The sequence below is a fragment of the Candidatus Symbiopectobacterium sp. genome, from assembly GCF_020054415.1.
Lineage (GTDB): Bacteria > Pseudomonadota > Gammaproteobacteria > Enterobacterales > Enterobacteriaceae > Symbiopectobacterium.
The window spans coordinates 1-17,970 of the sequence record NZ_JAHWCO010000030.1; the positions used below are offsets into that span (position 1 = coordinate 1).

A 17,970-nucleotide genomic window follows, 5' to 3' on the forward strand; every position below is an offset into this window, starting at 1 on the left:
CCCAGCGAAACGACGGATCCTCGCAACGTAAAATCATGCAGTTAGGCATCATGAGAAAAGTGTACACCTGAGATGACAAGCATTTTCAACCAAAACTGGCATGGAAAAACAGCATGATTACCTATTATTCAACAAAGCCTCTACAAGACTGAAAAATCTGACTCCGTGCCGCCGCAGAATGGCTCTGCTGCACAACAAAACTACGCAGAAAACTCATTCTGATGCGCACCTGACACACCCCGTTCGCGGGGTGTTTCTTTTATTCCCTACAGGAGAAATGATTATGTCCTCACGCGGCATTAACAAGGTGATTCTTGTCGGCAATCTCGGCCAGGATCCTGAAGTGCGTTATATTCCCAACGGCAGTGCAGTTGCCACCCTTTCTCTGGCCACGTCTGAGAGCTGGCGCGACAAGCAGTCCGGTGAACAGAAAGAAGTGACCGAATGGCACCGGGTGGTTATTTTCGGCAAGCTGGCAGAAATTGCGGGTGAATATCTGCGCAAAGGCTCCCAGGTTTACATCAAGGGCCAGCTGCGCACACGCAAATGGACCGATCAGGCCGGCCAGGAGAAATACACCACAGAGGTGGTGGTTAACATTGGTGGCACTATGCAGATGCTTGGTGGCCGCCGGTCTGGTAGTAGTCAGAACGCGTCGTCCAGGAGCGACTGGGGGCAGCCTCAGCAACCTTCAGGCCCGACTCACAGCGGGCAGGCTTCCGGTAGCAGTGCCGGTGCGCCACCGATGGACTTTGACGATGATATACCGTTCATTGGCTTCGGGTATGGAGTACCAAAATCGGCAATCCATGCACTCTGAATTAACGGAGCTTTGACTGTAATGACTGTCTCTGACAAACTTCAGGAAGCAACTTTTTTTGTTGCATCTTATGCTATCCCCGGAGCATATCTGTTCCGGCGGTTTCTTCACTTTTTGACTAACGGAGGCTTGTATGGGCGCACGTTACGATTCAGACGTTGTTGCCTGGGCCAGTGAACAGGCAGCTTTACTGCGTGCCGGAAAGCTCAGTCAGATTGATATTGAAAACATCGCCGAGGAGATTGAAGACGTGGGCAAAAGTGAAAAGCGTGAGCTGGCCAGCCGTATGGCTGTCTTACTGGCCCACCTTCTTAAATGGAAGTTTCAGCCTACCCATCGTGGTAAAAGCTGGGAGTTAACCATTAAAGGACAGCGTGATTTGATTGTCCGTCGTCTTAACAAGACGCCAAGCCTCAAAAATGCGCTTTCTGATCCTGAATGGCTTGCGGATGCCTGGTTTGACGCCCGCGCCGATGCTTCCAAAGAAACTGGCATTGGTCTCGATATCTTTCCTGAGGACAGCATCTGGACATCAGATACTATTCTCAGCAGTGAATTTTACCCGGACTGATTACTGTCTGGTTCACCGCAACGCCATCCTTTCGGGTGGCGTTTTTTTTCATCCACGGAAAATCAGTTGTTAATTGAGTGAAACCGGACCGATTCCGCACAGTGAGGGCTGTTTTATCACTGTACAGGAAAAATCCGGATGAAACGTAATACCCCTCACAAAGCGTCACCAGGCAGGCTTGCCACGGTTCTTCCCCTGTTGTTTCTTGCGGGCTGTGTTGCCCAGCCGCAAAAGCTTCAACAGCGTGCGCCTGCCGACCCGACACCCGGCACCACCGTCACCCGCAACGTTCAGCCGGTCTCGCCGGACGAGTACGCGCGGACGCCGGAGGTGGTGCGCTATGATCGTTACCTGCTGGTCAGCACCGATCCGCAGGCTGCCCAGCGCGACCCTCTCTCGCAGATTATTGATATCCGCATCCCGTCATCCCTGCACCCTACCGTGGCGGATGCGCTGCGTTACGCCCTGCGCCAGTCCGGTTATTCCCTGTGCGCGACGGGCACCGCCAACGGCGTGCTTTACCGCCAGGCATTGCCGGCAGTCCAGTACCAGCTGGGCCCGATGCGCCTGCGCAGTGCCCTGCAGGTCTTGGCCGGTCCGGCCTAGCAACTGGAAGTGGACGATGTGCAGCGGGTGGTCTGCCACAGCCTGCGCGACGGCTATCAGCTGCCGGTCTCCCAGCTTCCGCCGCCGGTCAGCAGCGGGTACGTGCCTGCGCCGTCAGCAGCGTCACAACCGGTCATCAGCGCCCCTCAGTCCGTCCCCGTTAAACCTGTCAGCGGAGGGTTTCTGGGAAAATGAGCGAACAGCAACCCTTCCATACGGACCCCGCGCCGGCCCGAAAAAAATTCAGCTGGCGTCCCGGCCGCCGCTTCATCCTGGGCACTGCCGGCGGTATGGCGCTTGCCGGCATTCTGGCGCTGGGCTACACCGCCTTCAGTCTGGGTATCTCGAATCTCGACGAGCGCCTGACGCGTCTTGAATCTCAGGGCAGTACAGCGGCCTCTGCTGAGACGGTCGCGGCCCTGCAGTCAGACGTGACCACGCTCAGTGCCGGTCTGCAGGATACGCGGAAAAATCTCGGCGAGGTGCAACAGCGGCTCAGCGCTGCTGCGAAACAGGCCGGCAGCGATGAGGCCGTGCGTCAGTCATTGCGAACCCTTCAGGACGCACAGCAGGGGCTTGAAACCCGCCTCAATGCGCTCACTGAGCAGCTGACAGCTCTGAAAACACACCCCGCACCCGCCACACCTGTCGCCGCACCGGTTAAAAAAACTGAACCGGCGGCAAAAAAGCCCCGTCCTGCTGACACACGTCGTGCTGCTCCGTCCCTTCGCGTGGCCCGCAGCGCGCCTTTTGTGCTGACGGGCGTGGAGACGAGGGGGAATGATTCCTGGGCTGCCATCGCCCCCCGGGGTTACAGCAGTCTGTCGCAGGTGACGCTGGTCGGGACGGGCGAAACCGTTGCCGGCTGGACGCTGGTCAGTGCCGGTTACGGTGAGGCGACGTTTCGGGTTAACGGCCGCCTGACCGTGCTCAGGGCAGAATAACGGAGCGAATGATGAAACTGAAACACACCTTTTTAGCCGCCATGCTGCTGAGTCCTTTGACCCAGGCCGCGACCACATCCGGGCAGACGGATGTCAGCCGGGAGGCGTCAACACAACGGGCCGACTCCGCACAGCAAAACCTGCAGCAGCAGGCCGGTCAGTGGGGGCTCAGTGCCGACGATTATCAGCGGTATCAGCAGCTGATGAAGGGCCCCCGCGGTATCCAGTCGCCGGGCCTCGATCCGCTTTCCACCCTGGGTATTGAGGCGCAGACGCCGGCAGAGCGCCGTAAGTTTGCGGAAAAGTGGGTGAAAGAAGAGTTTGCCCGCACCCAGAAGGAGCTTGATTTCCAGCGTGAGGTGAACGCGGCCTGGCAGCGTCTGTATCCGGGCGCACTGCCGGTCAATATGGGGAACGCCTCGGGCATGGCGCACGACAGCGGCGGCCGGCTGGCACTGTTCGTCAGGTCAAAGGACTGCGCCACCTGCGACGCAAAACTGTCTGCCGTGCTGGCTGATAACCGGCCGGTGGATATCTATCTGGTCGACAGCCAGGGCGGTGATGATGTGCTGCGCAGCTGGGCGCGGGACCATCACATTCCCGTGGAAAAGGTCCGCAAGCGCCAGGTCACGCTGAACCACGACGGTGGCAGGTGGATGCGCTTTGGTAACGGCCTGATGCTGGTATTACTGCAGCAGGCGGGAGACGGTAAATGGGCAATCGCAGCATTCTGACCGGCGCACTGGCGCTGGGCGTACTGATGGCCGCCGTCCCTGACGGCCATGCTGACCAGACGGTGCCGGAGGGTTACGTCCGCGTGGCCACGGCGCACGGCGTGCCTCCTGAAGCGCTTTACTCGGTATCCCTGAGCGAGTCTTCGCGCAAACTTCCCCGCGGCGTGCGGCCCTGGCCCTGGACCATCAATGTGGCAGGGAAGGGGTATCGCTATGAGACGCGCCTGCAGGCCTGGCAGGCGCTGCAGGTCTTTGTGAAGCGTCACCCGCTGAAGCGCATTGATGTCGGTATTGCCCAGGTCAATCTGGGCTGGAACGGTCATCATTTTGCCTCGACGTGGGATGCGTTTGACCCTTACACCAACCTGAATGCCGCCGCCACCATTCTGCGTGAGTGCTGGGCGCGCAGGCCCGGCAGCTGGCTGGATGCGGCCGGCTGCTACCACCATCCCGCAGGTGGCCAGCCTGCTGCACGTTACCGCGCCATTGTGAGAGGGCATCTGGCAAAAATCAGCCCTTCTCCCCGTATTGCTGCGCCGGCAGCGGCAGCGCCCCGATCAGTTGCTGCGCTCACCCCTGACCCAGGCTTCGTCTGGACTGAACCAGGGAGATAACCCTAATGAAAATGCTTTCGTTACTGCTTTTAACACTCCTTCCCCTGGCCAGCCATGCTGACCTGAACGTCATTGCTGACCTGGGCGGTTAGGATACCGCGCCGTATTTTGAGGCCGTTAATAAACAGCCCGGCATGAGCGCGGAAAACGACACCGCACCTTCACGCCCGTCACCCGTGCTGCAGGGCGAGGCCGCCATGCTGCCGGTGTTCACGCCGGAGTTGCGCCCGGGCAGCATTCCCGTCCGGCAGCTGCAGCTGCCCGGCATCGGGGCGTTGTTTCTGGTCGGGGATGATGCCCTGTCCCGTGAATGGCTGAAGGCGAATGCCGGCGCACTGGCTGAACAGCATGCGGCCGGGATGATAGTCAACGTCACGGACATGACTGCCGTGCGTGAACTGCGGGAGCTGGCACCCGGTGTCAGCCTGGCCCCGGCTTCCGGCAGCGAGCTGGCCCGTCGCCTGCAGATTGCACATTATCCAGTACTCATCACCGATACCGGCCTAACGCAGCAGGTCAGGCCGTAATGGTCGCGACACCGCTTAACGGTCTGCTGACCGGGCACCCCGTGGGGAGTGCCATGCTGGCCATCCTGTTCCTGGTGGTGATGGCCTTTCTGAACCTGCGCCGTCGTGAGAACGCCAGCACCCGTCGTCACCGGCGATACCGGGCAACGGCGGACCGGGTACTGAATAAGCTGACCCGCCTGCCGGGGGATGCACAGCGCCTGACTTATCTGCGCAAAATCAGCCCGTATGTCTTTGAAGAGCTGTTGCTGTCTGCCTTTGAACGCCAGGGGCTGACCGTGGTGCGGAATGCCTCCTACAGCGGTGACGGCGGCCTTGATGGTCAGGTCATCATCGACGGTGAGTACTGGCTTATCCAGGCCAAACGGTACAGCCGTGCTGTTTCCCCCGCACATGTTGAGGACTTTGACCGGCTTCTCCTGCAGTCCGGCCGCCGGGGGCTGTTTGTCCACACGGGCCGCACCGGAAAGATGAGCCGCACCCTGCGTACGGCGTCACCACGTCTGCGCATCATCAGCGGGCAACGCCTGCTGGACATTCTCGCCGGGAAGGACGTCCGGCAGTCTCTCTGAGGAATCTCTTATGCACATCATCCTGAACAGCCTGCGTTACGCGTTGTGGCTTCTGTTCTGTTTATTTCGTCATGCCGTGTTCCTGCCTGCCGCTTTCGGCGGTGCAGTCCTGCTCGCCTGGCTTGTTCTGGGCCATCCGGTCAGTGACCTGAACGACCAGCTGCAGAAGGAGGCAACGGCATGGCGCACCGCGCCGCCCGGACACTACATGTGGGAGGATTGCCCGGTGCCTGATAATGCGGCTCCGCCTGAGGCAACGCTGGCAGCCTACACCGTTACTGCCGTCTCCACAGAAACCGTTGTGAATAACTACCTGCTGTCATTGCGGGCCGTATGGTTCGTTTTTCTCTTTCTGTCGAATGTTCTGTATGTGCTCTGGCGCTTACTGGCGAATGCCCTGCATTACCACTCTCAGCGCTGCAGGGAAGCCGGCTCCGCAAAGGGGACGTATACCCTCAGGGCCGACGGTAAAGTATTAAAGGAGGCAGACGATGAGTAACCGTTACGTCATTGAAGCCCTGCTGCGTCCTGCCGTGGAGCTGAATACCGCCGTGGTATCGGGCATGGCGGCATATGTCTGTGTGCAGGCACCCTGGGCTGTTGCCCTGGCACCTTCTGTCAGCTATGTCACAGCCGCCGGGTTTGCGGCGCTGGCTGTCACCCTCACCCATCAGGGGATGAAGATTATTCGCTACCGCCGGAATCTCCGCCGCCTGCCGCGCTATGTCATGAGCACTAAACAGATCCCCGTCAGCCATCGTCGTCTGTTTCTCGGGCGGGGTTTCTGCTGGACCCAGAAACACACCCAGCGCCTGCAGGATACGCTGCGCCCGGAAGTGGCCCGTTACCTGCAGCCGAACAGCTTTTACCAGGGGGCGCGTCAGCCTGAAATGCTGACAGAGCACCGTCTGCCCTGGCTGGGTAAGCTGCTGAGTGCCGATACACCGCTGAACCCTGTGCGGCCGTTACCGCCGGTGGGCGGGAATCCTGCGCTGCACGGCATCGAGCCCGACGAAAAGGATGTCACCCTGGCCCTGGGAGAGCGCGTTGGTCATACGGTGGTGTACGGCACCACGCGCGTCGGTAAGACCCGGCTGGCAGAGCTGCTGGTCACCCAGGATATCCGGCGGGGTGAAGTCACCATCGTGTTTGATCCGAAAGGCGACGCAGACCTGATGAAACGCATCTGGGCAGAGGCCCACCGCGCCGGGCGCGGGGACGAGCTGTATATTTTTCATCTTGGCTGGCCTGAAATTTCAGCCCGTTACAATGCCGTCGGGCGTTTTGGCCGCGTGTCAGAGGTGGCTTCACGCGTGGCCGGTCAGCTTTCAGGGGACGGCAATAATGCCGCCTTTCGTGAATTTGCCTGGCGGTTCGTCAACATTATTGCCCGTGCGCTGGTCGCCCTGGGGGAGCGCCCTGACTACACGCTGATTATGCGCTACGTGAACAATATCGCCGATCTCTATATCCGCTACGCTGAGAAAATCATTCATGAGCAACTGCCGGCTCTGCAGACGCAGATTGAGAATAATCAGCAGGTGCTGGGCGAGGATGACGTGCCCCGTAATATGCAGGGACAGCCAGATGCGTTACGCATCTGGGCCATCGAGGTTGCCCTGAGTTCAGAAGAAGGCAAGAAGCTCTATGATCCCATCCTCGACGGGCTGCGCTCAGCGGTGCGTTATGACCGCACTTACTTTGACAAAATCGTGGCCTCCCTGCTGCCGCTGCTGGAAAAACTGACCACCTGCAAGACCGCTGAACTGCTGGCCCCTGATTATCTCGATATGGATGACTCACGGCCCATTTTTGACTGGGAGCAGATCATCCGTAAAAAGGCCGTGGTCTATGTGGGACTCGATGCGCTCAGCGACAGTATGGTGGCGAGCGCGGTCGGTAGCTCCATGTTCGCCGATCTGGTGAGCGTGGCCGGCCATATCTATAAACACGGTATCAATGCGGGCCTGCCGGGCGGGAAAGAAGGGAAGTCCCTGATTAACCTGCACTGCGATGAGTTCAACGAGCTGATGGGGGATGAGTTCATCCCTCTCATTAACAAAGGGGGCGGTGCCGGCATGCAGGTGACGGCCTACACCCAGACCTCTTCTGATATTGAAGCACGCATCGGGAATGCGGCCAAGACGGCCCAGGTACAGGTACAGGTACAGGTACAGGTACAGGTACAGGTACAGGTACAGGTACAGGGTAACTTTAACAACCTGATTATGCTGCGTGTCAGGGAAAACCGCACCGCCGAGCTGCTGACCACGCAGCTGCCGCAGGTGGAAATTTACACCAAAACGCTGGTCTCCGGGCACCAGGACACGGCAGATGTCAACGCTGACCAGGACTTCACCTCAAGCACCCAGGATCGCGTCGGGACAGTAAAAGTCCCGCTGCTGGAGCCGGCCGATATCGTGACGCTGCCGAAAGGGCAGGCGTTTGCCCTGCTGGAGGGCGGGCAGCTATGGAAAATTCGCATGCCGCTGCCTGCCGGGGATGCTGATGATGTGCTGATGCCGGAAAGTATTGAAAAAATCGCGGAGGAGATGCGGCACAGCTATCACAGCGGTGAATCCTGGTGGCGGGACGGTCCGGTCCTGAACGTGCCGGTCACGGGAGGCGAGAATGGCTGAGGTAAAACGTCCCCCACAGCAGCAGACGCTGCTGGAGCGCAAACACGGCATGCTGTATAATCTGCTCTGGGGCTGGCCGTGGGCTTTGGTGGGTGTGGTGCTGTCCTCGCTGCTGCTGAGCCTGCTGATTGAATATATCGGCATCGCCTTCTTCTGGCCGGAGGCCGGGGCGGCGCACAGTGAAGCGGTCATGAACACCGAGCTGGGGTGGCTGTCCACGGAGTTCACCCGGAGCCTGCTGTTGTCTGAGCCATCGGTGACGGTTGTGCGCTGGGTGAGCTCCGCGTATCAGTGGGCCTTTGTGAGCAGTGGCTTTCTGGACTGGGTCCGGCAGCAGTATGTGCACCAGATGCACAGTGACAATGCCGTCACCCGGGAAATCAACAGCTGGAGCGGCTGGCTGGCCGGCTACCTGCGTGAATACCTGCTGGCCACGGTCTGGATCAGCATTATCACCCTGGTACGCGTCACCATCCTGGTGCTGTCCGTGCCGCTGTTTGTGCTGGTCGTGGTGGTGGCGCTGGTTGAGGGGCGGGGTACGAGAGCTCCTTTGTCTATCACCATGCCAAAAAGCTGGTCAAACCGGCAGCAGTGGTGCCCGCCATGCTGTATCTTTCCTGGCCCACGGCGGTTTACCCCAATCTGCTGTTATTGCCGGCGGCTGTGCTGCTGGGGATCGCTGTGACCGTGACCACGGCTTCGTTCAAGAAGTATCTTTAACCGGCGCTGAACGGAGGCGTGGAAAACGCGTTTTGCGCGCCTGCCGTCAGCAGACAAGCCACGAAACGACCGTTACTGGCGCGTCAGTTTTTTTGAGGGTGTGCTAAGGCGATGTTTACCTGCTCCCTGACCAGAACCAGGAAATCATGGGGGGTGATGCCCCACAGCAACGGATCGAAATACACGCCATATCTTTTACTGAAGGCCAGATTCAGCGTATCCCTCAGAGCCAGAAAATCGTCAATGTCTTCGAGAAGCGCCATCTGCATCGCCTTTCCCGACTGCCGGTTATAGGCGTCAATTTTGGGCTGGAGTGCCTCACTGTCATCAATCAGGTCGTAATCATGCCCGAAATAATTACAGACCAGATTATCGAGCTCCAGTGATTTATCACGCTGTTTCATCATTCACTCCAGGGGCATCGATGTCAGTATAAAATAAGGCTTACCGTTGTACTCAGTAAGCTCCAGCCACACTTCAACACGGTAACAGTTTCTGGCTTCTGAGCTTCCTCTTTTCATCACAATCCCGGTGGGCTGTGTGAATTGCATGGATATCTTTTTCCGCCATGGGGTACCTTTGGGCTGAAATTTGACGAACATTTCTATCTCATTTTTATGTGCTCTCAGCACTTTTGTCGTGAGAATTTCAGCCTCGTCAAGGTTTCTGAATGAGCTGGTTGCAGGCAGCATCGGCCTTCGCTGAAGTCTGGCAGCAAGCTCTTCAGGTGTTTTACCGATATGCCTTTCGATAGTATGGCCGCCCGGGTGCTGACAGGTGACTGATTCATGTTCCGCCAGTTTTATTCTCCCTGATCTGACGGCGACAACACGTACAGCTCCCACTGCCACGGAGAACCCAACCGGAATGGCAAGATCCACTGTCATGCCGACTTTTAAAGCCGTATCGCGATCGGCACCCAGCGATTCTGCCAGCAGAACCGCTGAATTGTAGGTATCTGTATTTATCTGTCTGCCGCTCCATATCTGGCGAAATGAAGCCTAGACGGTATCAAGGCTGTGCGTGCCGACGACAACACACCCTGCTTTGGTTAACATTGTGGGCTCCGGAACCACGCACATCACACCGGCACCGAACATTTCCACCACGCCGCCTGCGAGACCCAGTCCGCCCCATAAACGGTTGCTGAGCGTTTCGCCTTCGCTGATACTTTTTTCTGAAAGTGTGGCTGCCAGCTGCACCGGTGACAGGGCAATTCTGAGGCCATTCGTATCACTCATGATCCTGTACTCCCTTATCAGATGTCCGAATTATAAACAACATAATACAGCTTATCTCCGGATAACTTGCTGTGTCACATCAGGTCTGTTTTTATTACGTTTAAAACTGAATGAATAAAAGGGGAACAAGAATATGGCTGAAGAGGCAAAGAGAGGCCTGACCTACGATATGGCATTGCGGGAAGGCTTCGAACCTAAAGAATATGACTGGAAAAATATACCCGAGGGAACATGGCAGGCCCGGCTGGATTTCAAAATATGGTCCAGTAAATCCACGGTCGGCCATCTTGTCTGTTATATGACGTCTCTCAATAATTCGCAGCGTTACAGGCTGTCAGCGTTCCGCCAGGGGGATGGAACGAGACGATATACCCCCAAAGACGGCGGGATCGATTTTTCAGAAAAAGGCCTGGAAGGGCATATCTTTCCGGTCACAACCGTGACGACATCAAAAGGGGGAAGCACCTGGGTCGCCGCGGAATATGATGAATAAATCCGACCCGGGCCGCCTTATCGATTAATTTTCAAAATCCTGTTTAGGGTTTATCGCTGACCCGTCCTCTCCCCTTCCGCATCCTGTCCGCACCCCTTAATCCTTCTGGAGGTGCGTATGAACTCAAATCGTCCGGCCATGCGGCGCAACCGTCGTGTCCCGGGCATCACCGGCCTGGTACTGCTGACCTGTCTGGCGTCAGCTGCTGCACAGGCATCCGAGAAAGACGAGCTTGCGTCTGTTCAGCGTCAGCTGGGCCAGGTGCAGGCGTCGCTTGAGCGGGCCCGCGTGGCGGCAGCACAGGCCGACCCGGCTGACCGTGGCCGCTTTTTCTTTGATTACCCTCAGGCCACATCCGATCTCAACACCATCCGCAGCGGTATCGACCGCTATCTGGAGCCCTCCCGCGCGCAACCGCGTGACCCGTCTTTTGTGGCCGGTAATTACCGGCGGGAACGGCCCTGATGCCCACGACACCCGAGCAAACCAACGCGTTTAAGGCCGGCTCCGGCAGCCTTGATCTGAGCATTCTTCACCTGCTCAGCATCGGGGCACTGATAGCGTTTCTTTTTCTGTGGGCCGCGTGGGGGCTGTCGGATGTCTGGACCGGCTGGAGTAACACCAAAGTGCGGGATGCGGCGCTGGGGCGCTTTGTTATCCGCGTCGTGCTGCTGTTGCTCGCGTGTATCTGGATGTTCGCCAGTTAACCCATTCAAAACATTTCAGGAGATACATTTCATGCACCAATCTGAGTCTGTTGTTGCCCGCCTGCGCCGTCTTGGCAGCCGTGCGCTGACCCGCGCCGGTACGCTGGCTGTCCTGGGCTGGCTCACCTGCAAACCGGCCTTTGCTGATTTACCCCAGGTTGAGCCCCCGACATCGGGTGGCGGAAGCGGCCTGGCCGGACAAATCAAGGGTTACATTCAGGATGGTCTGGTCATCGGGGGTCTGGTCGTGGCGGCGGTTGCCTTTATTAACGTCGCCATTGCCGCCCTGCACACCTTCACCGAAGTCCGTAACGAGCGGGCGACCTGGACCAAATTCGGCGCCATTATCGTGGTGGGGGTGGTGGTGCTGGTTACCGTTATCTGGCTGATCGGCAAGTCTGCCGACATTCTGCTGTAGGAGTCCACGACGATGCAGACCATTCGTTTTCTCCCTGACCGTCTCAACAGTGAGCCCGTGGTGTTTCGCGGGTTTACCACCCATGAGATGGGGCTGGCAGCCCTTGCCGGCGCGGGGGTGGGTCTGCTCCTGTCACTGCCGTTTATCCCGCTGGCCAGCTGGGTTGTTGTTCCCACCGGCCTGCTGGTCATGCCCCTGCTGCTGGTCTGGTTTGGCGGCCGCTGGATGGCCAGGCTCAAGCGCGGTAAGCCTGAGAACTGGCTCTGGCAGCGACTGGAGACCAAAAAGCGCCGGCTGGGAATGGGTAATCCGAAACTGATTGTGGATGCCCGGGGCTGGTCAGTGAAACGTAACAGGAGAGCCTCATGAGCCGTTTTCGCCATGCGGTAAAAGACCGCGACCAGCATATTCAGACGCTGCGCATCGCCTGCGCTGTGCTCGCCTTTTTTCTTATGTTTGCCTGTGCGGGCTGGATGCTGGCACCCAGCAAGCTGACCGTGCATAACCCGCCGGATTTACGCAGCGGCAGTACGCGCCCCTGGTGGGAGGTGCCACCCCCGACCGTTTACTCTTTCGCCTTCTATATCTTCCAGCAGCTCAATGCCTGGCCGAAAAATGGCGAGGTGGACTATTCCGCCAAAATCAATGCGCTGTCGCCGTATCTGACGCCGTCCTGTCAGGATTTCCTGAAAGCGGACGCGAAAAAACGCGGTGACGCCGGGGAGCTCACTGACCGCGTACGCGTGGTGTATGAACTGCCCGGCCGCGGTTACCAGTCACAGAGTGTGACCGTACAGGATCGCGATCACTGGATTGCCCGCCTGGACGTGGTGGCCGATGAATATTTCCATGCCGAGCCGGTGAAACGCGCCCTGGTGCGTTACCCGCTGAAAGTGGTGCGCTGGGAAGGTGATGCGGAGCGCAACCCGTTCGGTCTGGCGCTGGACTGTTATGCCGGTGTGCCCCAGCGTCTGGAGGCGGCACCGCCTGCACCTAAACCGCAGAAGTCAGGAGTGTTTCAGTGATGAATAAAAATCCCCACGCCCGCGCCGGGCTGATGGCGCTGTCCCTCGCCCTGCTGCCCCTGGCGATACTGGTCTCACGTCCTGCCGGCGCAGATGAGCTGATGAAATGGGAGCGTATTCCGCTGCAGATCCCCCTGAAGGTGGGGCAGGAGCGGGTGGTCTTTGTGGACAAAAACGTCCGCGTGGGTTTTCCGCCGGCACTTAACGGCAAACTCCGGGTGCAGAGCACCGGCGGTGCCGTCTACCTGAAAGCCGACAGCGCTTTCCCGCAGACGCGGGTGCAGCTGCAGGATGTGGAAAGCGGCGAGGTTCTGCTGTTTGATCTCGCCGCCGGTGAAAAAGGGCCGACGGAACCGGTCCGGCTGGTCTACAGCGGTGATGTCAGCACGCTGAGCCAGGCGTCTGATGCGGCCGGTCAGTCAGGTGGTGCAGACCGGGCTGCTTCCGGCTCAGGCTCACCTGCCCCGACCGGCAGCGATGACAGCACGCAGGCCAGGCGTAAAAAAATCCGCTACAGCGCCCCCATTCCGGTGCTGCTGACCCGCTATGCCGCCCAGAGCCTTTATGCGCCGGCCCGTACGGTCGAGGCGGTGCCCGGTATTCACCCGGTCAACCCGCATCTGCCGCGACGCGTCAGCACGCTGTATCCCTCTGAGCCGGTGACGGTCACCCCGCTGGCGGCCTGGGGGGTGGCGAACCGCAGCGTGGTGGCACTCAGGCTCACGAACACCGGCGGCCGTAAGGTCGTTCTGGATCAGCGTGCGCTGCAGGGGCAGTTTGTGTCCGCCACCTTCCAGCACCGCTGGGTCGGTCCTGCCGGCACGCCGGAAGACACCACCACGGTGTATGTGGTGACCGCCGGACGTCCGGAGAGCGCGTTTATTGCTGAACCGTCTGCGCTGCGCAAAGCGGCCCGTGCAGTAAAAGAGGAGGCCCGCCATGCAGATTAAATCCAATGCCCTGGTGAAGATTATCGTGCCGGCAGTGGTGATTGCCGGGCTGGCCGTGGGGCTCAAAAGCTGCAAAAACGAACCGGCAGAACAACCGCAGGCAAAACAAAGCTGCGGTGCCCTGCAAAACCTCTCGCCGGATGAGCTGAAGGCGCTGGGCGTGGAAGGCGACACGCCGGAGGACACGCTGCGTACGCTCATCGGGCGGCTGAACGATGTGCGGGATCGTCAGAAAACGCTGGATAAACAGAATGCTGAGTTAGTGAAGGAGAACGAGCGCCTGCGTAAGCGCAACCAGGACGTGTCAGGGCAGGTGAATGAAGCCGTGAACGGTCTGCGCGAGCAGTACGACAAACGCCAGGCACAGCTGCAGGATGAGCAGCTCAGTCTGACGGCGAAAATCCAGAGTCTGACCGACAAGCTGCAACACCCCGACGCCGGGAAAAAGGTGGCAGACAGCGATATCCCGCTGGGGCTGGGGCTGGACGGCATGGGCAGCAGCACCGGCGGGGGGGCGTCTCAGGGCAGTGACGGCATGATGTGGGTCACGCCGACGGACCAGAAAGAGACGGATCCGCGTGACGCGGCCAGCGGCAAGGCATCACCTCAGTTCCCGACCTCGTTTCTGGGTGACAATGAGCTGACCCGCCAGAAAGCGGCCTATGAGCAGAAAGTGAAGGGGCACACGAATGAGAAAGGGGCGGAAGAGAGCGCCGAGCCGGTGTACACCCTGCCGGAAAACTCCACGCTGGTCGGCAGCCGCGCCATGACGGCGCTGCTGGGGCGGGTACCGATCAACGGTACCGTGACAGACCCTTACCCGTTCAAGGTGCTCATCGGTAAGGATAACCTGACGGCGAACGGCATCGAGCTGCCGGACGTTGAAGGGGCCATCGTTTCCGGGACGGCCAGCGGTGACTGGACGCTGTCCTGCGTGCGCGGCCAGGTGACCAGCGTCACGTTTGTCTTTTCCGACGGTACGGTGCGCACCCTCCCGAAACCTGAGGCCGTTAACAGCGGCGGGCAGAATAACAACAGTCCGGCTAAACAGGATACCGGCACCGGTGGCGGTATCGGCTGGATTTCGGATGAAAACGGCATCCCGTGCATCGGTGGCGAACGTAAGTCCAACGCCTCCACTTATCTGCCGACCATCTTTGGCCTGTCAGCGGCTGGTGCGGCAGGAGATGCACTGAGCCAGGGGCAGTACACCACGCAGAACAACGTCAACGGGATTTCCTCCACCATGACCGGCGACGCCGGACAGGCGGCGCTGGGCAAAGCCATTTCCGGCGGCATGTCGGAGACCACGGACTGGATCAAACAGCGGTACGGGATGACGTTTGATGCCATTTATGTGCCGCCGGGGGCCCGTCTCGCTGTGCATATCACCCGTCAGCTGGCCATTGATTATGAAGATAAGGGCCGCAAGGTGCGCTATGACTTCACCGTGCCGGGTGGCGTCAGCGACAGCGGCGGACTGGACTGAGTGACGGCCATGACGGGACACATGACGCTTCTGTCGATGTCAGCCGTGTGCCGGACGTTCAGCGATGGCGCGGGCTGGCACATTGACGTGCGGCCCTCGCCGTCGGCCGTCCTGCAGCTGCGTCCGGTGGCGCTGCTGCCTGCCCGTCTGCCCTCACTGCGCTGGCAGCGGGGCCGGCTTTTACTGGATACCGGCCGGTTTTCCCTGCCGCTTAGTGCCTGCGACTGTGCCGTATCGTGGTACAGCCCGAAACTTTCGCGCCGGCTTCACTGCCCTTATATGTCCCTGCAGGAGCTGGCGCACCTGCTGAATGTCAGCGCATTTGTTTTTATATGTAGCGGCTATGAACCGGCCGCCTCACAAAGGAGATACCGGTAATGTACAGAACGGTTTTCATTCTGGCTCTGGCCTGTTCAGTGCTCAGCGGCTGCTCAACCTCCAAGGAGGAAATGCTGCCGGCGGGCGATAACACCATGCTTGAACTGTGGAACGGTGCGGACGGTAGTGGCAGTACCGCCCGCCAGTCTGCAGAGGCCCGGGACACGCTGCGCCGTCCGCTGACGGGTAGCGAAACGCAGGCGGACGCGCAGGCCGACCGCAGCTACAGCCGGACCCAGGAGAGTGAAATTTCGCAGCAGTTTCCCCGGCTGCCCAACCCTGGCATGGTGATGTACCTGTATCCCCATCTGGCCGACGGTAACACGCCGGTGCCGTGGTACAGCACCGTGTTTCCGTTCTACAGCCAGACGCAGTATGCCATGCCTGGCTAGCGCACGGAGGCCCTGTAATGTTTTAACTGTTTACGCGCACCTCCTCCCCTGACCGGCCGTCGCCGGCTGATGACGCTCAGTCCGTTCAGGCAGATGAGGCCCTGAACGCGGGCGTGAAGGGCCGGCAGCCCCTGACGCGTCCCGGGAAAATGACCCACCAGGATGAGGCAAAAATTTATCATGCAAATCCCTCCATCATTGACTTCCTGCCCTGGGCGGAGTTTCTCGATGAAGAGCAGTGTCTTCTGCTCGATGACGGTGTATCGGTGGGGGCGGTCTATGATGTGACGCCGGTTGCCACCGAAGGGCGGACCGAAGACCGTCTGGAGCAGATCCGTGACTCGGTGGAGGATGCGCTTCAGGACAGCTTTGATGAACATGACGTGAATCCCTGGGTGGTGCAGTTCTTCTGCCAGGATGAGGACGACACTGACGCGTACCTCGACAGGCTGCGCGGGTATGTCAGACCGCATGCGCAGCGCACGGCATTTACCGACGCCTGGCTGGGTGAGATGGAGCGCCATATCCGCAGTATCTCCCGGCCTGAGGGACTTTTCACCGACTCGCTGATTACCGGCCAGCCCTGGAGCGGCCAGCAGCGCCGCACCCGGATGGTGATTTATCGCTGGCTGGGGAAAACCCGGGATCCGATGCCGCCGGTGGCGATGCTCAACCAGGTGTGCGACCGGGTTGTGAATGCGCTGGGCGGAGCGGGGATCCGCTGCACCCGGCAGAACGGCCTGCAGGTGCATGGCTGGCTGCTGCGGCTGTTCAATCCGTCACCGGACTGGGTGGAGAAGACCACCCTTTATCGTCAGGCGGCCTACGCAGGCCCGCGTGAGACGCCCGAAGGCACCGTGCCGGTCAGCAATGATTTTGCCGAAACCCTGTGGTTCACGCCGCCGGTGTCAGACCCGGAAAACGGCGTGTGGTGGATTGATAACAAGCCACACTGCGCGGTGGCGGTGGAAAAACTGCGTACGCCGCCGGAGCCGGGCACCCTGACCGGGGAGAAAAGCCGGGGTGAAAAGAAAATTAATGCACTGATGGATATGTTTCCGGAAGGGACCATGGTGTGCATGACCGTGGTGGTCCAACCCCAGGACCGGCTTGAGGAGCAGTTCAACCGGCTGTCGAAAAATGCGGTTGGGGAAAATACCGAATCGGGTCGCGTTCGCCAGGATGTGAAGACGGTCAAGGAGTACCTGTGCAACCGGCACAAGCTGTACCGGGCGGGGATCACCTTCCTGCTGCGGGGCGATGACATGACCAGCCTGAAGCGTAAACGGCTGGAACTGTCGACCGTGCTGCTCGGGGCCGGCCTGCAGCCGGTCCGTCCGGAATTTGAAGAGGGGCCGCTGAACAGCTGGCTGCGGGCGCTGCCGATGTGCTTTAACCCCGACAGCGACAAAAAACACTGGTACACCCGTCTGACCTGGGTTCAGCACCTGGCCGGTCTTCTGCCGGTGACCGGGCGGGAAACCGGCACGGGGCATCCCGGTTTCAGCTTTTTCAACCGCGGCGGGGATATCCTGACATTCGATCCGCTCAACAAGCATGACCGTACCCAGAATGCGCATCTGCTGCTGTTCGGCCCGACCGGGGCGGGCAAGTCGGCCACGCTGTGTGCCGCGCTCTCCCAGCTGATGGCCGTCCACCGTCCGCGGCTGTTTATTGCGGAGGCCGGGAACTCGTTCGGCCTGCTGGCCGACTTCTTTGACAGCCTCGGGCTGACGGTGAACAAAATCAGCGTCAAACCCGGGAGCGGTGTCAGCCTGCCGCCGTTTGCCGACGCCCATAAACTGGTGGAAGAAGGCCTGGCCGCCCAGGCCGTGGATGAGAGCGACCTGCCGGATATCGACACGGACGACGAGGGCGAGGATGACAAACGTGACATTCTCGGTGAAATGGAAATCTCCGCGCGCATGATGATCACCGGCGGTGACCCGAAAGAAGAGGCTGACCTTAAGCGCGCCGACAGGGCGATGATGGCTTTGTTGAATAAATCAGAACTTGTGACGACTGCGCCCCATACGGGTCGATTGTTACGTGATGCGAATACTGTTCGGCATTCCTAATAGCGTGATCCGGTTAAGCGCTTTGACCATGGCCATGGCTTCACCCACCTGA

The 17,970-nt window shown here is 59.6% G+C and carries 19 protein-coding genes and 6 pseudogenes; 22 read left to right on the forward strand and 3 right to left on the reverse strand.

Translation table 11 applies throughout. The features are described 5' to 3' along the window. Positions 1-283: 283 nt before the first annotated feature. From QZ506_RS00925 to QZ506_RS00975, 11 genes and pseudogenes are all read left to right on the forward strand, one after another. Positions 284-820 (forward strand): single-stranded DNA-binding protein, encoded by a 537-nt coding sequence (locus QZ506_RS00925; protein WP_291968425.1) that lies wholly within the window; start codon positions 284-286, stop codon positions 818-820. Positions 821-953: 133 nt separating this feature from the next. Then, positions 954-1,391, forward strand: coding sequence for a DUF29 domain-containing protein (locus tag QZ506_RS00930; protein WP_291968405.1), 438 nt, complete (start codon positions 954-956; stop codon positions 1,389-1,391). Between the two features lie 138 nt (positions 1,392-1,529). Continuing rightward, positions 1,530-2,192 (forward strand): annotated as a pseudogene (locus QZ506_RS00935) (PilL N-terminal domain-containing protein). Next, a complete protein-coding gene (locus QZ506_RS00940) occupies positions 2,189-2,941 on the forward strand; it encodes a hypothetical protein (protein ID WP_291968407.1) in 753 nt (250 codons plus the stop codon). Before QZ506_RS00935 ends, QZ506_RS00940 begins: the two are co-directional and overlap by 4 nt. Positions 2,942-2,952: 11 nt before the next feature. Beyond that, positions 2,953-3,675: a TIGR03759 family integrating conjugative element protein gene (locus tag QZ506_RS00945; RefSeq protein WP_291968409.1), complete on the forward strand. Its 723-nt coding sequence runs from the start codon at positions 2,953-2,955 to the stop codon at positions 3,673-3,675. Continuing rightward, on the forward strand, positions 3,654-4,289 hold the full coding sequence (locus QZ506_RS00950; RefSeq protein ID WP_291968411.1) for a transglycosylase SLT domain-containing protein: 636 nt from the start codon (positions 3,654-3,656) through the stop codon (positions 4,287-4,289). Before QZ506_RS00945 ends, QZ506_RS00950 begins: the two co-directional genes overlap by 22 nt. A 5-nt stretch (positions 4,290-4,294) precedes the next feature. Continuing rightward, a pseudogene (locus QZ506_RS00955) lies at positions 4,295-4,816 on the forward strand (integrating conjugative element protein). Beyond that, the gene (locus QZ506_RS00960) at positions 4,816-5,388 is read left to right on the forward strand and encodes a restriction endonuclease (RefSeq protein ID WP_291968412.1); all 573 of its coding nucleotides are present in this window, start codon (positions 4,816-4,818) and stop codon (positions 5,386-5,388) included. The pseudogene QZ506_RS00955 and the gene QZ506_RS00960 overlap by 1 nt, the downstream one beginning before the upstream one ends. Positions 5,389-5,398: 10 nt before the next feature. Next, the gene (locus QZ506_RS00965; protein WP_291968413.1) at positions 5,399-5,887 is read left to right on the forward strand and encodes a hypothetical protein; all 489 of its coding nucleotides are present in this window, start codon (positions 5,399-5,401) and stop codon (positions 5,885-5,887) included. Continuing rightward, positions 5,880-8,027 carry a type IV conjugative transfer system coupling protein TraD gene (gene traD / locus QZ506_RS00970; protein WP_291968414.1) on the forward strand — a complete coding sequence of 716 codons (2,148 nt, stop codon included), beginning with the start codon at positions 5,880-5,882 and terminating at the stop codon, positions 8,025-8,027. The genes QZ506_RS00965 and traD overlap by 8 nt, the downstream gene beginning before the upstream one ends. Beyond that, a pseudogene (locus QZ506_RS00975) lies at positions 8,020-8,747 on the forward strand (TIGR03747 family integrating conjugative element membrane protein). The gene traD and the pseudogene QZ506_RS00975 overlap by 8 nt, the downstream one beginning before the upstream one ends. Before the next feature lie 83 nt (positions 8,748-8,830). On the opposite strand, the gene QZ506_RS00980 reads toward QZ506_RS00975, so the two are convergent. Together QZ506_RS00980 and QZ506_RS00985 are read right to left on the reverse strand one after the other, a co-directional pair. Further along, a complete protein-coding gene (locus QZ506_RS00980; protein WP_291968415.1) occupies positions 8,831-9,151 on the reverse strand; it encodes a contact-dependent growth inhibition system immunity protein in 321 nt (106 codons plus the stop codon). Between the two features lie 3 nt (positions 9,152-9,154). Beyond that, positions 9,155-9,988, reverse strand: a pseudogene (locus QZ506_RS00985) (RNase A-like domain-containing protein). Between the two features lie 133 nt (positions 9,989-10,121). Between QZ506_RS00985 and QZ506_RS00990 the strand changes: the two are divergent. From QZ506_RS00990 to QZ506_RS01040, 11 genes and pseudogenes are all read left to right on the forward strand, one after another. Continuing rightward, positions 10,122-10,481: a hypothetical protein gene (locus QZ506_RS00990; protein WP_291968416.1), complete on the forward strand. Its 360-nt coding sequence runs from the start codon at positions 10,122-10,124 to the stop codon at positions 10,479-10,481. Positions 10,482-10,598: 117 nt separating this feature from the next. Continuing rightward, positions 10,599-10,946, forward strand: coding sequence for an RAQPRD family integrative conjugative element protein (locus QZ506_RS00995; protein WP_291968426.1), 348 nt, complete (start codon positions 10,599-10,601; stop codon positions 10,944-10,946). Continuing rightward, on the forward strand, positions 10,946-11,188 hold the full coding sequence (locus QZ506_RS01000) for a TIGR03758 family integrating conjugative element protein (protein WP_291968417.1): 243 nt from the start codon (positions 10,946-10,948) through the stop codon (positions 11,186-11,188). Before QZ506_RS00995 ends, QZ506_RS01000 begins: the two co-directional genes overlap by 1 nt. A 31-nt stretch (positions 11,189-11,219) precedes the next feature. Continuing rightward, the gene (locus QZ506_RS01005; protein WP_291968418.1) at positions 11,220-11,606 is read left to right on the forward strand and encodes a TIGR03745 family integrating conjugative element membrane protein; all 387 of its coding nucleotides are present in this window, start codon (positions 11,220-11,222) and stop codon (positions 11,604-11,606) included. Positions 11,607-11,618: 12 nt separating this feature from the next. Further along, positions 11,619-11,975, forward strand: coding sequence for a TIGR03750 family conjugal transfer protein (locus tag QZ506_RS01010; protein WP_291968419.1), 357 nt, complete (start codon positions 11,619-11,621; stop codon positions 11,973-11,975). Further along, positions 11,972-12,631, forward strand: a complete 660-nt coding sequence (locus QZ506_RS01015; protein ID WP_291968420.1) for a PFL_4703 family integrating conjugative element protein — start codon at positions 11,972-11,974, stop codon at positions 12,629-12,631. The genes QZ506_RS01010 and QZ506_RS01015 overlap by 4 nt, the downstream gene beginning before the upstream one ends. Beyond that, entirely contained in the window at positions 12,631-13,581 is a 951-nt protein-coding gene (locus tag QZ506_RS01020) for a TIGR03749 family integrating conjugative element protein (protein ID WP_291968421.1), read from the forward strand. Before QZ506_RS01015 ends, QZ506_RS01020 begins: the two co-directional genes overlap by 1 nt. Next, positions 13,571-15,070, forward strand: a complete 1,500-nt coding sequence (locus QZ506_RS01025) for a TIGR03752 family integrating conjugative element protein (protein ID WP_291968422.1) — start codon at positions 13,571-13,573, stop codon at positions 15,068-15,070. Before QZ506_RS01020 ends, QZ506_RS01025 begins: the two co-directional genes overlap by 11 nt. 9 nt (positions 15,071-15,079) lie before the next feature. Then, positions 15,080-15,448: a hypothetical protein gene (locus QZ506_RS01030; protein WP_291968423.1), complete on the forward strand. Its 369-nt coding sequence runs from the start codon at positions 15,080-15,082 to the stop codon at positions 15,446-15,448. After that, positions 15,448-15,840 carry a TIGR03751 family conjugal transfer lipoprotein gene (locus QZ506_RS01035; RefSeq protein WP_291968424.1) on the forward strand — a complete coding sequence of 131 codons (393 nt, stop codon included), beginning with the start codon at positions 15,448-15,450 and terminating at the stop codon, positions 15,838-15,840. Before QZ506_RS01030 ends, QZ506_RS01035 begins: the two co-directional genes overlap by 1 nt. A 101-nt stretch (positions 15,841-15,941) precedes the next feature. Continuing rightward, a pseudogene (locus tag QZ506_RS01040) lies at positions 15,942-17,831 on the forward strand (conjugative transfer ATPase); the annotation flags it as partial. Between the two features lie 54 nt (positions 17,832-17,885). Here the strand turns inward: QZ506_RS01040 and QZ506_RS01045 are convergent. Then, positions 17,886-17,970 (reverse strand): annotated as a pseudogene (locus tag QZ506_RS01045) (lipoprotein); the annotation flags it as partial.

Bases quoted from the DNA above. Each gene is read 5' to 3' on its own strand.
- QZ506_RS00925 (WP_291968425.1), top strand. From the start codon at position 284: ATGTCCTCACGCGGCATTAACAAGGTGATTCTTGTCGGCAATCTCGGC.
- QZ506_RS00930 (WP_291968405.1), top strand. From the start codon at position 954: ATGGGCGCACGTTACGATTCAGACGTTGTTGCCTGGGCCAGTGAACAG.
- QZ506_RS00940 (WP_291968407.1), top strand. From the start codon at position 2,189: ATGAGCGAACAGCAACCCTTCCATACGGACCCCGCGCCGGCCCGAAAA.
- QZ506_RS00945 (WP_291968409.1), top strand. From the start codon at position 2,953: ATGAAACTGAAACACACCTTTTTAGCCGCCATGCTGCTGAGTCCTTTG.
- QZ506_RS00950 (WP_291968411.1), top strand. From the start codon at position 3,654: ATGGGCAATCGCAGCATTCTGACCGGCGCACTGGCGCTGGGCGTACTG.
- QZ506_RS00960 (WP_291968412.1), top strand. From the start codon at position 4,816: ATGGTCGCGACACCGCTTAACGGTCTGCTGACCGGGCACCCCGTGGGG.
- QZ506_RS00965 (WP_291968413.1), top strand. From the start codon at position 5,399: ATGCACATCATCCTGAACAGCCTGCGTTACGCGTTGTGGCTTCTGTTC.
- traD (WP_291968414.1), top strand. From the start codon at position 5,880: ATGAGTAACCGTTACGTCATTGAAGCCCTGCTGCGTCCTGCCGTGGAG.
- QZ506_RS00980 (WP_291968415.1), bottom strand. From the start codon at position 9,151: ATGAAACAGCGTGATAAATCACTGGAGCTCGATAATCTGGTCTGTAAT.
- QZ506_RS00990 (WP_291968416.1), top strand. From the start codon at position 10,122: ATGGCTGAAGAGGCAAAGAGAGGCCTGACCTACGATATGGCATTGCGG.
- QZ506_RS00995 (WP_291968426.1), top strand. From the start codon at position 10,599: ATGAACTCAAATCGTCCGGCCATGCGGCGCAACCGTCGTGTCCCGGGC.
- QZ506_RS01000 (WP_291968417.1), top strand. From the start codon at position 10,946: ATGCCCACGACACCCGAGCAAACCAACGCGTTTAAGGCCGGCTCCGGC.
- QZ506_RS01005 (WP_291968418.1), top strand. From the start codon at position 11,220: ATGCACCAATCTGAGTCTGTTGTTGCCCGCCTGCGCCGTCTTGGCAGC.
- QZ506_RS01010 (WP_291968419.1), top strand. From the start codon at position 11,619: ATGCAGACCATTCGTTTTCTCCCTGACCGTCTCAACAGTGAGCCCGTG.
- QZ506_RS01015 (WP_291968420.1), top strand. From the start codon at position 11,972: ATGAGCCGTTTTCGCCATGCGGTAAAAGACCGCGACCAGCATATTCAG.
- QZ506_RS01020 (WP_291968421.1), top strand. From the start codon at position 12,631: ATGAATAAAAATCCCCACGCCCGCGCCGGGCTGATGGCGCTGTCCCTC.
- QZ506_RS01025 (WP_291968422.1), top strand. From the start codon at position 13,571: ATGCAGATTAAATCCAATGCCCTGGTGAAGATTATCGTGCCGGCAGTG.
- QZ506_RS01030 (WP_291968423.1), top strand. From the start codon at position 15,080: ATGACGGGACACATGACGCTTCTGTCGATGTCAGCCGTGTGCCGGACG.
- QZ506_RS01035 (WP_291968424.1), top strand. From the start codon at position 15,448: ATGTACAGAACGGTTTTCATTCTGGCTCTGGCCTGTTCAGTGCTCAGC.